Below are 13,868 nucleotides of genomic sequence, written 5' to 3' on the forward strand. Positions count from 1 at the left end.
TGATATAGATACCGCCCCAATCAGAGGATTGCCTCTCGTATTTAGTAACAGGAGACGCCTGATGCCGCAGGGCAAGACAAAGAAAATCGGCGTATTGGCCTACGCCAACGTGGAGCCTTACCGCGAAAGTGCCGGTGAGGAATACATGAACGAGAAGCAACTGGCTCACTTCAAAACCATCCTGGAAGCCTGGCGCAACCAGCTCCGTGAAGAAGTGGATCGCACCTTGCACCATATGCAGGATGAAGCGGCCAACTTCCCGGATCCGGTCGACCGTGCTGCTCAGGAAGAAGAGTTTAGCCTGGAACTGCGTACCCGAGATCGGGAACGCAAGCTGATCAAGAAGATTGAAAAAACCCTGGTGAAAGTCCAGGAAGACGATTTCGGTTTCTGCGACTCCTGTGGAATTGAGATCGGGATCCGTCGCCTGGAGGCTCGTCCCACTGCCGATCTGTGTATCGACTGTAAGACCTTGGCTGAGATCAAAGAAAAACAGATGGTGGGTTAATCCCACCCTGGAGTGTAAAACGGGAGGCTGTGCCTCCCGTTTTTGATCCACACCTGGCACCTTAGATGCCGAACCATCCAGAGACCACGGAAGCTGATCGTGTCCACCACCCAAGAGTCGGCCTATATCGGCCGTTTTGCCCCCTCCCCCTCCGGCCCACTCCACTTCGGCTCCCTGGTCGCCGCCGTCGGCAGCTACCTGCGCGCCCGCCACCAGGGTGGACAGTGGCTGGTACGGATGGAGGATCTGGATCCGCCCCGGGAGGTCCCCGGCGCCGCCGATGAGATCCTGCGCACCCTGGAGCGCTTTGCCCTCCACTGGGATGGCAGTGTGCTCTACCAGAGCCAGCGCCATGATCGTTACGAACAGGTGCTGACCCAGCTGCTGGCGCAAAACACCTGCTATTACTGCGACTGCACCCGGAAGCGGATCAAGGGGATCGGTGGGATCTACGACGGCCACTGTCGTAACCGGTGCCTGAATGCTGAAGGAAGCGCCATTCGCCTCAAGAACCAGGTGGCCCAGGCGCGTTTCAATGATCGCCTATTGGGCGAGATCAGCACAGATCCTGCCTTCGCCGCCGAAGACTTTATTCTCAAGCGACGGGACGGTCTTTACGCCTACCAACTGGCCGTGGTGCTGGATGATCATGATCAGGGGATCACCGAAGTGGTACGCGGCAACGATCTGCTGGAAGCCACTGTGCGTCAGGTGTCACTCTACCGCCAGCTGGGGTGGACAGCACCAGATTTTCTCCATCTTCCCCTGGCAGTGCAGGCCGACGGGCAAAAGCTCTCAAAGCAGAACCATGCCCCGGCCCTGGCACCGAGGGCCGTCAGCACCCAACTGGCTCAAGCCCTGACATTCCTTGGCCAGCCCCTGCCCGAGTCCCTGGTGACAGCACCAGCTCAGGAGCAGCTCGCCTACGCCGTTGCCCACTTTCGGCTCGATTCGATCCCGAGGCAGCGCCACCTGCTGGCCCCGGGGATCTCACCGCTAAGCTGAGACGGACTTGCCGGAACCCCTCATGATCTGGGGCTGACAACGCAATCCGGCTTATCATTTAACCAGCCTTGGTATATCATTGCGCGCCAGAATCAACGCGCCTATTTTCACATATTACCCTGCGCGTTCAGAACCAGGCAGAAACTGACGAGGTGTCCCATTCTTAAGCGCCTGACAAAACTGGCTAAACGCCTTATCGGTAACGATACAACGGCGGCCAACGAAGCCCAATTAGCCGTGATCCCCCGCAAAAAACACGGGATCAGCCGCGACGACATCAGCGAAAATGCGCTGAAAGTCCTCTATCGCCTGCATAAAGCAGGTTTTGAAGCCTACCTGGTGGGCGGCGGGGTACGCGATCTCTTGCTGCGCCACCAACCCAAAGACTTCGATATCGCCACCAGTGCCACCCCAGAGCAGGTGCGCAAGCTGTTCCGCAACTCGCGCCTGGTCGGCCGCCGATTCCGCCTGGCCCATATTCTGTTTGGCCGGGATATCATCGAGGTCGCGACTCTGCGGGGTCACCACCAGGAAACCGGCCAGCACAGCAAGCAGGACAACAGCGGTCGCCTGCTGCGCGATAACGTCTACGGCTCCATCGATGAAGATGCCGAACGCCGAGACTTCACCGTCAACGGTCTCTACTACGACATTGCCGATTTCAGCGTCCGTGACTACTTCGGTGGCATGGAAGATCTCAAGGCCCGCCGACTGCGCCTGATCGGAGATCCGGCCACTCGCTATCGGGAAGATCCGGTACGGATGATCCGTGCCATCCGCTTCGCCACCAAGCTGGATTTCACCCTGGATAAGAGTGCGGCCAAGCCGATCCCGAAAATGGCCGATCTGCTGGGCACCATCCCACCGGCACGCCTGTTTGAGGAAACCCTCAAACTGCTGATGTCCGGTAAAGGACAAGCCAACTTCCGCATGCTGCGCGAGTTTGGCCTGTGGGAACCCATGTTCCCGCTGCAGGAGAAACTGCTGGCCAAGGATCCCGGCGGCAAGATGGAGCGCCTGATCGAAGCGATGCTGCAAAGCACTGACGATCGAGTCAATGCCGACAAGCCGGTCACCCCGGCCTTTCTCTACGCCGCCCTGCTGTGGTACGTGGTCGAAGAGATGGCCGAGGCCAAGCGCCAGCGCGGCGTTGCCCCGTTCGATGCCCTCACCGCAGCCTGTGGCGAAGCCATTGGCAAGCAGTGCAAAACCGTCTCTCTGCCACGCCGCTTTACAACGCCGGCTCAGGAGATCTGGCAGCTACAAGGCCGTCTGGACAAGCGCAGCGGTGCTCGAGCATTCCGCCTGATGGAGCACCCACGCTTCCGCGCGGCCTATGACTTCCTTCTGCTGCGTGCCGAAGCGGAGCAGGACGACGAACTGCTGGAGCTGGCCCGCTGGTGGACCCGCTTCCAGGAGTGTGACGAGCAGGCCAAACGCCAAATGGTGCGTGCCCTGGGCAGTGACGGCAACCGTCGTCGCCGTCGCCCCCGCCGCCGCAAGCCTTCCGGCCCACGTAGCGGCCAGGGCGAGTAAGCGATGAACCGCTGCTTTATCGGCCTGGGCAGTAATCTGGGCAACGGCCCGGCCACCCTGGCCCGGGCCCTGGCCGCCCTGCGAGAACTGCCTGAGACGGAGCTGATTGACCGCTCCGGCCTCTATACCAGCCCTCCCATGGCGGGCATGGAACAGCCGGACTACACCAACGCGGTGGCCATCATCGATACGGAGCTGACGCCAACTGGCCTGCTCGATGCCCTGCAAACCATCGAGTTCGCCCTGGGCCGGGAACGTCATGAGCGCTGGGGCGCACGCACCCTGGACCTGGATCTGCTGCTGTACGGTGAGCAAGTGCTCGAGAGCGAACGCCTGACCGTGCCCCACTACGGTATGGCCGAGCGTGCTTTCGTCCTGCTGCCCATGTTCGAGCTGGCCCCTCAACTGGTGCTTCCCGACGGTCGACACCTGGCGACCCTGGTGGCCCAGTGTCCCCCTCAGCCACTCTATCGGCTGAGCTGAGTCGCGATCCCTCCCTGTGCGAGCGGCTTCTATCTCAATATCACTGGCCAGTGGGCCTGGTCGCTCCAACAGAGAGGCGAGCTAAAAACGCTCCCCCTCCATTTGGACATTGAAATCGGTCGGTACTTTGTCATATAACGGGCTTCCTGAATCGGAGGCCCGTTTTGTATGGAAAGCATTACTACATCCACACTGATCCGCTTTAAACAGGAAGGTCGCAAATTTGCCTCCCTCACCGCCTATGACACCAGCTTTGCCGCCGCCTTTGAAGAGCAGGGCGTGCCAGTCCTGCTGATCGGTGACAGCTTGGGCATGGTGCTGCAGGGCCATGACGACACCCTCAAGGTCACGGTCGACGATATCGCCTACCACACCCGCTGCGTCGCCCGCGGCGCCCCCAATGCCCTCGTCATTGCCGACATGCCATTCATGAGCTACGCCACGCCTGAGCAGGCCTATGACAGTGCCAGCCAGTTGATGCGCGCCGGCGCCAAGATGGTCAAGCTGGAGGGCGGCGACTGGCTGCTGGAAACGGTCAAGGGCCTGACTCAGCGCAGCGTGCCTGTCTGTGCCCACCTGGGGCTGACCCCCCAATCGGTTCATGTCTTTGGCGGCTTCAAGGTCCAGGGGCGCAACGCCGAGGCGGCCCAGGCCATTTATGACCAGGCCCTGCGCCTGCAGGAGGCCGGTGCGGCCTTGCTCGTATTGGAATGCGTTCCCACCGAACTGGCCCGGCGGATCACCGATGCCCTGACCATCCCGGTGATCGGCATTGGTGCCGGCCCCCACACCGACGGTCAGATCCTGGTGATGCACGACCTGCTGGGGATCAGCTCGGGCTACATCCCCAAGTTCTCCAAAAACTACCTGGAAGCCACGGGCAACATCCGTGCCGCCGTCGCCGCCTACGTCGAAGAGGTGGAACATGGCCGCTTCCCCGGGCCCGAGCACAGCTTTAGCTAAAGGAGGCGCGATGCAAACCTTTACCGACCCAACCTGCCTGAGCCAGATGATCCGCCAATGGCGCCGTGATGGCCTGACCGTGGGCTTTGTCCCCACCATGGGTAATCTGCACCCTGGCCATATTGAGCTGGTCAAACAGGCCCGTCAGCGCGCCGATAAGGTGGTGAGCAGTATCTTCGTAAACCCCATGCAGTTTGGGGAGGGGGAAGATCTGGATGCCTATCCCCGTACCCTGGAAGCCGATAGCACCCGCCTGGCCGAAGCGGGCTGTGATCTGCTGTTTACCCCGCAGGCCCAGTTGCTCTATCCCGGCGGCCTGTCGGCACAAACCTTCGTGGAGGTTCCCGAGATCTCCAATATCCATTGTGGTGCCAGCCGCCCGGGTCACTTCCGCGGGGTGGCGACCGTGGTCTGCAAGCTGTTCAACCTGGTGCAACCGGATCTGGCCTGCTTTGGTGAAAAGGATTATCAGCAACTGGCGGTGATCCGAGCCATGGTGCGGGATCTGAATATGCCCGTGGAGGTGATCGGCGTTCCGACCGTTCGAGAAGCCGACGGCCTGGCCATGAGTTCGCGCAACGGCTACCTCACCCAGGAGCAGCGCACCCGGGCACCCGCCCTGAAGCGCACCCTGGAGTGGCTGGCCGAGCGGCTGCAGGCCGAAGGCGCCGGCTCGTCCGCCAAGCTGGAACAGGCGGCAGCAGCACAGCTACAGGAGTCGGGCCTGGAACCGGATTTTATCCGGATCTGCCATGCCGACACCCTGAAGCCTGCCCAGGCCGACGACCAGAAACTGGTGATCCTGGCGGCCGCTCAACTGGGCCGAGCACGCCTGATCGACAACCGGACGGTGGATCTTACTCGTTAATTTGGTACCCTACCGCGCAAAACAACTTGTTAACATCCGTTCCCTGGTGGGCGGATGCCGATCTACGGGAGTTAGGAATGCAACGCACACTGCTGAAAGGCAAATTACACCAGGCGCGGGTCACCCACGCCGAGCTGGAATACGAAGGTTCCTGTGCCATCGATCAGGATCTGCTGGACGCAGCGGGGATCCTGCCGTACGAACAGATTGAGATCTACAACATCGATAATGGCGAGCGCTTCAGCACCTACGCCATCTCAGGTGAGCGTGGCTCCAAGATCATCTCGGTCAACGGCGCGGCGGCCCACAAGGCCAGCCCTGGCGACCGGGTGATCATCTGTGCCTATGTTGGCCTGTCCGATGAGGCAGCCCGCCAGCATAAACCCGACCTGGTGTATCTGGATGCGCAAAACAACATGAAAGGGATCGGGGGCGAGATCCCCACCCAGGCGGCATAACGGGACGACAAACCCACAGGCTTCAAGCAGCAAGCCTGTTGCCTGAATACCAAGCCGGAGCCCTCGCTCCGGCTTGCTGATCTCGCCCCCGCGACCGGATTTATCTTCCGACCCGACCGAGCCGCCAGGCCCTTAACCCACGGCCCTGCCCAGGGGTTCAAAATAGGCCAGCAAGGCGAGACGGATCCGCTCCCTATGCTCTGTCTCCGGAAACGCTCCGGCCTTGGCGGCCTCGCTTTGTTGAGTGCCACTGACCAGGTAGTGGTTTTTGATCCGGGGATCGGCCTGGATCACCGCCTCGAACGCCCGAGCCATCATCTCGGTGGGCAGGCTGTAGTAGCGTCGCCCCAGGCGCCTATCCAAGGCGACACTGCGACACACGAAATCGTGTCGATCCTGGCCATCCTCGCTGAGCATCACGGTGGCCATCAAAGCCTCGAGTCGACGGTTGAGGGGATGGGCGATGGCCCGACGACCGTCGAGGAACTGGCTGCTGGCCATGGCCATCAACCCGCGATCAGTAGCCTCGGCGGGGTACAGATGGGGAGCGATATGGTGATCGAAGGCGTGCCACCACTCGTGAGCCAGAGCGCCCACCCCGGCATTCTTGGCCAGCGCCAAGGTTCGAGAGCCGGGTGCATAGTGGGCCTGAACCCCCTTCTGTCCCCCCGTGCCAAACGCCAGATCCAGCTTCCCGCGTAAACCCAGTACCTGAGGAGAGAGATTGAGCAGAAAGGCCAGATCGGCCAGGGCATCAAACAACCGGTTGGCGGCGATCTGCTTTTCATCCCGGGTCACCCAGGCACCTATGGTGATCCCGCCGAAACCAAACTGTGTCTTGATATCACGGAAGGTCACGTCATCGCCATGGCGGTAATCCGGTCCACGACGATAGAAGGCTTTATGCAGTAGGGGGCGGTCAGCAGTCATGGCCGGATCATCCTCTGCCAGATATGGCTTTGCAAGTGATTGATCCTGGAACTCTCCCACCCCTTGCACAACAAGTTTGTGATCCCGATCGCTGAGACGTACGGTCCCCTCTCTATAATCCTCACAAAATTCCTCCGCCCGACGGCGCTACGACGGCACCGTCACCACCATGAGATCCCTGCATGCAAGACCTTGTTGAACTGTCCCCCGAGATCACCGCCCCCACCCCAAGCTACCGCATCGAACATGATCTGCTGGGCAGTCGAGAGGTCTGTAACGACCAATATTACGGGATCCACACCCTGCGGGCGATGGACAACTTTCAGATCTCCGGCAGCAGCATCAACGATGTGCCGGAATTTATTCGGGGTATGGTCCAGGTGAAAAAGGCCGCCGCCATGGCCAATCGGGACCTGCTGGCGATCCCCACCGAGGTCGCCAACCATATCATCGCCGCCTGCGATAAGATCCTCGATAAGGGAGTCTGTATGGATCAGTTCCCGACGGATCTGTTCCAGGGCGGGGCAGGCACCTCGGTCAACATGAACACCAACGAAGTGGTGGCCAACCTGGCACTGGAGCTGATGGGCCATGCCAAAGGCGAATATCAGCACATCAACCCCAATGATCACGTCAACCACAGCCAGTCGACCAACTGCGCCTACCCCACCGGCTTTCGCATCGCCCTGCTGGAGGGGATCGACACCCTGGTGGCCGAATTTGAGCTGTTGCAGCACTCCTTTATGGCCAAAGGGGGCGAGTTCTCCGATGTCCTGAAGATGGGCCGTACCCAGCTGCAGGATGCCGTCCCCATGACCCTGGGGCAGGAGTTCACCGCCTTCGGTGAACTGATGCGCGAAGAGGTGAAAAACCTCAAGCACACCGCCGCCCTGCTCAACGAGGTCAACCTGGGCGCCACCGCCATCGGCACCGGGCTCAACACCCCGGCAGGCTACAGCGAGCTGGCCATCAGCCATCTGGCCCGGATCACCGGCCGCCCGCTGATCAAGGCGCATAACATGATCGAGGCGACCTCCGACTGTGGTGCCTTTGTGATGCTGCAGGCGGCGCTCAAACGCACCGCGGTGAAGCTGTCCAAGATCTGTAACGATCTGCGTCTGCTCTCCTCCGGCCCCCGCACCGGCCTCAAGGAGATCAACCTGCCCGAGCGCCAGGCCGGCTCCTCCATCATGCCCGCCAAGGTCAATCCAGTGATCCCGGAAGTGGTCAACCAGGTGTGCTTCAAGGTGATCGGCAACGACATGACGGTGACCATGGCCGCCGAAGCGGGCCAGCTGCAGCTCAACGTCATGGAGCCGGTGATCGGCCAGGCCCTGTTTGAGTCGATCAAGCTGATGCGCAGCGCCAGCGCCTCGCTGCGCAGCAAGTGTGTCGATGGCATTACCGCCAATGCCGAACGCTGCCGCGAACATGTCTTCAGCTCCATCGGGATCATCACCTATCTCAACCCCATCATCGGCCACCACGAAGGCGACATCGTCGGCAAGATCTGCGCCGAGACCGGCCGCAATGTCAGGGAGGTGGTGCTGGAGCGCGGCCTGCTGACCGAAGCCCAGCTCGATGAGATCTTCTCGGTGCAAAACCTGATCGCTCCGGCCTACGCAGGTAAGCGCTACGGCTAACTGCCCCGCCACTCGCACAGGAATAAAAAGGCCCAACCGACTTAGCGGTTGGGCCTTTTTACTCATGCCACTTGGCTAAAACGCCCCCGGCGCCAGATCCCCGGGCCGGGCCTGATCCCCGGCCGCGTAATCACAGACCCCGTCGGGAAAGATACGCTCCAGCTCCGCCAACCAGGGGTGCATATCCAGCTCACCATAAACGCCGGAGGCAACTGCCCGGGCGACCGGGATCCGCTGGCAGCGGAAGATGGCACCAGCCCAGGGGCCGCCGGACTGGATCCGCGAGTTGGTATAGCTGGGGAACACCCTGGCACACTCCCCCTCAGGCCGCCCATTCCAGGCACCGTCCCATACCCCTTCGCCCTGAGCGATGATCTGCCCCGTTTTACCAAAACAGCGATCATCCAGATGATCCGGCCTGGCTTGCCCCAATTGCCTGGCGTCGAGCCACTGCTCCATCGCCAGGAAGGCTTCCTCCAGCGGCGTATAGTCATAGTCGGAGACCCAGATCAGCTGGTTATCATGGTGGCCATGCCACTCATCGATCCGTGAGCGCGCCTCGAAGGAGGCGGACAGGTGGTGCATATCCAGCTTATCTTCCAGGTAGTGGCGCAAGTCGATCACAGGTAAGGGGTTGCGTCCAAGAAAGATCTGGCCAGTGCGGTAGGCCCGCTCCATGGCGATCTCATCCCCCTGCGTCCTGGGGGCCAGGGGGCCATCACTGACATTATGGTGTCCCCATAGGGTCAGCCATAGGGGCAGGATCTTGCCCAGGGGGGCCCAGATCGACTCCGGGGCCATCTGGGGCGCTGCCACCCAACCACCGATGCGACGGTTCAGGTGAAGAAATTCGGGGATCGTCAACTCCCCCCGACGCAAGGCGACCAGCCCATACTGAACCCCGACATTATCCCAGGTCGAACGGGCAAAGCCCTCCTCGGTTCGTCCCAGCACCTGATGCAGATCTTCCCAGTAACTCCAGTGAGTCTGCTGTTGCACCGCCTCGGAAAACATGGGACGCAAGTAACCCTGATGCGGGTTGTGGATCAGGGCGGAGAGCCCGAACCAGCCATTGATGCATTCGCTGGACCCCGTCGGCCAACTGGGCCAGCGCCCCCGCAGCAACTGGTTGAGCGGCTCAAGGAAGGGGGCGCGTTGAGCAAAGCCCGCCATCGCATTGAGCCCCTCGAGTTCACTGCGTCGCTCAAAGTCCTGCCAGCGTTCGGGATCCCGAGCCCGGAACGCGTAATAGGTATTGAGCAGATCACAATCCAGGCCATACAGGGTCTGGCTCAGCATGTCCGGGTAAGCATAGAGGGCCAGGGCCCCGTCGATCACCTCAGCTCCGTTCTGCATCAGCAGGTATTGGGCCAGCCCCCCACCAGAACCGCCGATCCCTATGGTAAAGCGTGGTGCACCATAGAGGCTGACAAATTGCTGCTTGACCCGCCTGGCCGTATCCTCCGCCAGCACCATGTTGTAGGTGTAAGAGGTTTTATTGCCCGTGGAGGTGATCACTGCCGCCCCCTGGATCAACTGGTCGCGACGTTTCGCGATCACCTTGGTTGCCTTCAACCTGCCCTGACGAAAGCCGATACCACTGCCACCGTGGAACTGGTAGATCAGACGTCGATCCCAGTATGGGGCCTGTTCACGCTCAAGCTCAGGGGTGGCTAACATCACGATGTAATAGGGGTATCGATTGATGGTGCCACTCTCTACCCGGTAGATCTCGGGGATCTTGTTGCCATTGAGCTCCAGCCAGGCGAGCCCCTTCGGCAAGGCGCCTTTGGGCAGGGGCTGGATGACGCCGGCTTCATCGGCGTAGTAGTAATGCAATCGGGTTGGTAACAGGCAGTCCTTGGAGTAGCCGATCACCGTATCCCCCACCTCCCCGTCCTGCTCTTGGTATACGGCCACCCCTTCTCCCTGCAGGTTGTCCACCAGGGGCTGGCCCAGGCCGGAAAACAAGGTCATACAGAAGAAGGGGTACTGGGGGTTACCGGCATAGAGGGGGGTCACAGGACCCACCTCACCGAGGGGGATAGGGTAGTCGTAGGGATCGTCCGGCCTTGGACTCAGGGCGATATGCCGCTCCATGGCCAGAATGCTTGCTTTGCTAACGGACTCAGGCAGTTCCACCACCTGGTGCTTACGATAGGGATGGCTGTAAAACTGGTACTTACCCCAGCCCCATAACGCACACAGGGCAACCAGGATCACCAGAACAACACGCTTGAGAGTTGGCCACATGATCTCGACCTCCGAGCCGACAGTATAGATCCGCTTTCGGCGACTAACGCTCTCCCCATGGCAAGAGGGAGACACAGGTGAGGAGGTACGCTTCCGATGGAAGCCAAAGAATGACGCTAACCCTCAAGATAACAATAAGGCCGGTAGGACCTGACGGGCGCAGGATCTACCGGCCGATGACCACAAGCGGTGCTATTTTGCCTTTGCCCGCACCTTGATCCGTACCTGTCCACAATGGGGATCGCCGTAGTCTGCCACCAGCTCAAACGGCTGATCCGCCACATTGTCCCCCGGTGCATACACCATGGATACCCGCTGGGTCTTTGCCGCCACCTGCCCTGCCCGATCCAGCTGTGTCGAAAACTGCTGGGCCTGACTGAAGTAGTCGTTGGGCCCCGCCGCCGGAGCCGGAGTGATGTTGATCAGGCGACCCACACTGTCCGTCGTCGGGGCATCCAGGCGTTGCTTCATCGACCCCTGCTGCCCCGGCGCACAGATCCCCACCGACAGGGGAGCATATTTATTTACGGACACCCCGGAATAGTTTCCAAACTCCGCATTGACGATCAGAACATCCCCCGGCTGCAGCCCATCCGAGGGCGGCATCGCCCCTGGCTTCCATTGAAAGATCTCCTCCCCGCCAGGCTCGGCCGAGGGAAGCAGGTTGAGTTGATAGACCCCCATAGTACGCTCCTTGTTCTCCAGTGACTGATGGTCTTGGGCTGGCTTCTCAGCGCCAAGGTCAGTAACACTAGGCATTCAAAAACAAGTAGATGGCACTTTGGTGCGAGACGGGGCCCGGCTGCTACGACAAATACACGAACGGGCTTCTCTCAGAACTCGTGTCAGGCAAAAAGCTTCCTTTCGATAAATAGCCAGGCCCCGCCGTATGACGGGGCCTGGCTATTTAGGAGCGGCCCAAGATGGATGGCAGGGGCAATCGTCCTGATCACTGAACCGTGATCCTGGCTGAAGGGGTTTAAGTCGTCTCTATCATCGTCATCTCAATGACTTTACCGCTGGCATGGATGTGGATGTCGAAGCCATGGCCAATCAGGGTTGCTGTCCGAAAGGCGTTACCTTCTATCATACTAACCAACTCCATAGGCGCCCCTGATCCCTCATTACCCTCTAAACGCAAGGTGTAGTTGGCAACGTTTTTACTGACCCAATTATAATGGAGGAACAGGTTGTAGCCCTTTCCCTGATGATCAAACCAGTACTCCAGGCGCAGTGTGGCATCGGTCCAACTGCTGGCACCAAAGTGACCATCACTGGAGGCTCCGGGTGCGATCCATGGAGCCGGCATTGCGTGCGGCTCGATATTGTTCCTAACCGTCACGGCGCCAAATTTGACGCCAATCTCCTTCGTCAGATTATTGAAGCGGACCAGCAGAGGGTCTTGGCTATTAATCAACTGGTTTAGTTCGTTTAGTGTCTCCACCACGGAGACAGCCGCCACGGCAGCTGTGGTCAATGCAACCATTATGATTTCCTTCCTTGTACGAGCGATCCCTGCATTGCGAAGCAGGCTCTTCACATCCGGAACCCAGCTGGCACTGGGCCCGCCCCCCAAAGCCTAGTTCAATCTTGTTGGCACAGAGGCTGGTATTACCCCATCCTTCTGCACTGTCCTATAAACGCCGCCTCCCTTCACCATGCTCCGCCTTGAGGCAATCAGATTGCTGCGGTGCCGCTCCATGGCGTCCGCTCCTGGCATTCGCCCCAATCAAAATAGTAGAGATCGGGCTGATCTATATCGATCAACTCCGCCATCCAGTTCCAGCAGCGCTCAAGGGCAACCCTCTTCGCCTGGGCCATCAAGGGACGTCAGGCTCGTCCCAGGCCCGCGCCAGTTGCGCCCGAACCCAACGCTGAGCGGGATCGGCATGCAGCCTCTCATGCCATAACCCCATCAAAGGCAAATCCGCCACGGGAAAGGGACAGGCACGATGGGTGAGGCCATACTGATGCTGTGCCTGCTGGGCCAACGACAGGGGCACCAGGCCAATCAATGGGCTGCCCTTGATCAGCGCCGGGAGCATGGCCAGACTGCCCACCTCGGTCTGGATCACCGGGGCTGACCGACCCGACTGCACTGCCCGAAGCGCGATCGGATCCAACGCCTCGCCCACTAGGCCTAAGCGGATCTGGGGATAGCGGAACAGGGCCTCCTCCTGCCACTCATGGAGGGCCGGATGGGTAGAGTCCATCAGGCAGCACAAGCACTCCTCTCCCCACTGCTGCGCATACAAACGCCCGGGCGCCCGATGGCCTGCGGCCACAATCAGGTCCAACTCTCCGCGGTCCAGCATTTGGTAGCTTTCCGAGCTCAGGGTTCCGACCTTTAGCCTCATCTGTGGCGACACCTGCTGCAGAAGCACCAGCGCCTTGCCCAACGGCCCGGCCACCAGGAAGTCATGGCTATGGATACGCAGCTGGCCTTGCCACTGCTGCGGTGCAAAGATCGTGGGCTTAAGCAACGCGCTCAGTTGTGCCAACGCCTGGCACAGGGGCTGCTTCAGCGCCTGTGCCTTCGGGGTCGGGCTCAGCCCCCGGCCAGTGCGAACAAACAGGGGATCATCAAAGCTCTGCCGGAGGCGGGCCAAGGTGTGGCTCATCGCCGACTGGCTCACGTGCATGCGCACCGCCGCACGCCCGACATGCTCCTCCTCCAGCAACGCATTCAGTGACTTGAGCAGGTTAAGATCCAGCCCCATCAAGTTATCGATATCACTCATACCAACCATGAAGAGTCATCATTTTTAATCATAATGACCTAGGGCTAGGCTAAGAACCAGTTCATTGAGGTATCTATTATGTTTCTGACTCTCCTGCTGTCGGCCTTTTTCCTGTTTGCCGGCTCCATCAAGCTGCTGGGCTGGCAAAAAGCCATCTTTACCAAACAGCTGGAATTCTTCCATCTGTATGGCCTCAACCGCACCATCATGGCCCTGGTGGGGGCGACGGAGCTCCTTGGGGCCACGGCCCTCTGGTTTCAGCACAGTGTCGCAGTGCCACTGGGCGCCCTGCTGCTGATGGGGGTTTCGGCAGGCGCCCTGCTCTGTCACCTAAGGTTCGACACCTGGAAAGATGGGATCCCCGCCATGATCACCGGCCTGCTCAGCGGCTACCTGGCGCTGCGCGAGATCGAGCCCCTTCTGACCCTGCTGCCACACTAACCCCCTTTTCACACGCCCCACTTTGACAGGGTGGGGCGC

At 60.3% G+C, this 13,868-nt stretch carries 15 protein-coding genes; 9 read left to right on the forward strand and 6 right to left on the reverse strand.

What is annotated here, in order from left to right; genetic code table 11:
* The first annotated feature begins 61 nt into the window (after positions 1-61).
* From dksA to panD, 7 genes are all read left to right on the forward strand, one after another.
* Positions 62-508: an RNA polymerase-binding protein DksA gene (gene dksA / locus AC2D8U_RS15035; RefSeq protein WP_484619894.1), complete on the forward strand. Its 447-nt coding sequence runs from the start codon at positions 62-64 to the stop codon at positions 506-508.
* 99 nt (positions 509-607) lie between these two features.
* Positions 608-1,513 (forward strand): tRNA glutamyl-Q(34) synthetase GluQRS, encoded by a 906-nt coding sequence (gene gluQRS, locus AC2D8U_RS15040; protein ID WP_484619895.1) that lies wholly within the window; start codon positions 608-610, stop codon positions 1,511-1,513.
* 240 nt (positions 1,514-1,753) lie between these two features.
* Entirely contained in the window at positions 1,754-3,049 is a 1,296-nt protein-coding gene (pcnB, locus tag AC2D8U_RS15045; RefSeq protein ID WP_484620043.1) for a polynucleotide adenylyltransferase PcnB, read from the forward strand.
* A gap of 3 nt (positions 3,050-3,052) precedes the next feature.
* A complete protein-coding gene (gene folK, locus AC2D8U_RS15050; RefSeq protein ID WP_484619896.1) occupies positions 3,053-3,532 on the forward strand; it encodes a 2-amino-4-hydroxy-6-hydroxymethyldihydropteridine diphosphokinase in 480 nt (159 codons plus the stop codon).
* A 168-nt stretch (positions 3,533-3,700) separates the two neighbouring features.
* The gene (gene panB, locus AC2D8U_RS15055; protein ID WP_484619897.1) at positions 3,701-4,495 is read left to right on the forward strand and encodes a 3-methyl-2-oxobutanoate hydroxymethyltransferase; all 795 of its coding nucleotides are present in this window, start codon (positions 3,701-3,703) and stop codon (positions 4,493-4,495) included.
* Positions 4,496-4,505: 10 nt separating this feature from the next.
* The gene (panC, locus tag AC2D8U_RS15060) at positions 4,506-5,363 is read left to right on the forward strand and encodes a pantoate--beta-alanine ligase (RefSeq protein WP_484619898.1); all 858 of its coding nucleotides are present in this window, start codon (positions 4,506-4,508) and stop codon (positions 5,361-5,363) included.
* Positions 5,364-5,440: 77 nt separating this feature from the next.
* Complete coding sequence (panD, locus tag AC2D8U_RS15065; protein WP_484619899.1) at positions 5,441-5,821, forward strand: aspartate 1-decarboxylase; 381 nt, start codon at positions 5,441-5,443, stop codon at positions 5,819-5,821.
* Between the two features lie 132 nt (positions 5,822-5,953).
* Here panD and AC2D8U_RS15070 read toward each other — a convergent pair whose 3' ends face one another.
* Positions 5,954-6,751, reverse strand: a complete 798-nt coding sequence (locus AC2D8U_RS15070) for a CLCA_X family protein (RefSeq protein WP_484619900.1) — start codon at positions 6,749-6,751, stop codon at positions 5,954-5,956.
* Between the two features lie 182 nt (positions 6,752-6,933).
* Here AC2D8U_RS15070 and aspA point away from each other — a divergent pair, with 182 nt between their 5' ends.
* Complete coding sequence (gene aspA, locus AC2D8U_RS15075) at positions 6,934-8,394, forward strand: aspartate ammonia-lyase (protein WP_484619901.1); 1,461 nt, start codon at positions 6,934-6,936, stop codon at positions 8,392-8,394.
* 75 nt (positions 8,395-8,469) lie between these two features.
* Here aspA and AC2D8U_RS15080 read toward each other — a convergent pair whose 3' ends face one another.
* The 5 genes from AC2D8U_RS15080 to AC2D8U_RS15100 form a co-directional block, all read right to left on the reverse strand.
* Positions 8,470-10,647 carry a DUF6351 family protein gene (locus AC2D8U_RS15080; RefSeq protein ID WP_484619902.1) on the reverse strand — a complete coding sequence of 726 codons (2,178 nt, stop codon included), beginning with the start codon at positions 10,645-10,647 and terminating at the stop codon, positions 8,470-8,472.
* Positions 10,648-10,839: 192 nt separating this feature from the next.
* Complete coding sequence (locus AC2D8U_RS15085) at positions 10,840-11,331, reverse strand: hypothetical protein (RefSeq protein WP_484619903.1); 492 nt, start codon at positions 11,329-11,331, stop codon at positions 10,840-10,842.
* A gap of 295 nt (positions 11,332-11,626) precedes the next feature.
* Positions 11,627-12,133, reverse strand: a complete 507-nt coding sequence (locus AC2D8U_RS15090) for a hypothetical protein (protein WP_484619904.1) — start codon at positions 12,131-12,133, stop codon at positions 11,627-11,629.
* 191 nt (positions 12,134-12,324) lie between these two features.
* Positions 12,325-12,468, reverse strand: coding sequence for a hypothetical protein (locus tag AC2D8U_RS15095; RefSeq protein WP_484619905.1), 144 nt, complete (start codon positions 12,466-12,468; stop codon positions 12,325-12,327).
* Positions 12,468-13,397: a LysR family transcriptional regulator gene (locus AC2D8U_RS15100; protein ID WP_484619906.1), complete on the reverse strand. Its 930-nt coding sequence runs from the start codon at positions 13,395-13,397 to the stop codon at positions 12,468-12,470. The genes AC2D8U_RS15095 and AC2D8U_RS15100 overlap by 1 nt, the downstream gene beginning before the upstream one ends.
* 69 nt (positions 13,398-13,466) lie before the next feature.
* Between AC2D8U_RS15100 and AC2D8U_RS15105 the strand changes: the two genes are divergently transcribed.
* On the forward strand, positions 13,467-13,829 hold the full coding sequence (locus AC2D8U_RS15105; RefSeq protein ID WP_484619907.1) for a DoxX family protein: 363 nt from the start codon (positions 13,467-13,469) through the stop codon (positions 13,827-13,829).
* Positions 13,830-13,868: the final 39 nt, after the last annotated feature.

It is taken from the genome of Ferrimonas sp. YIN67 (assembly GCF_057219095.1).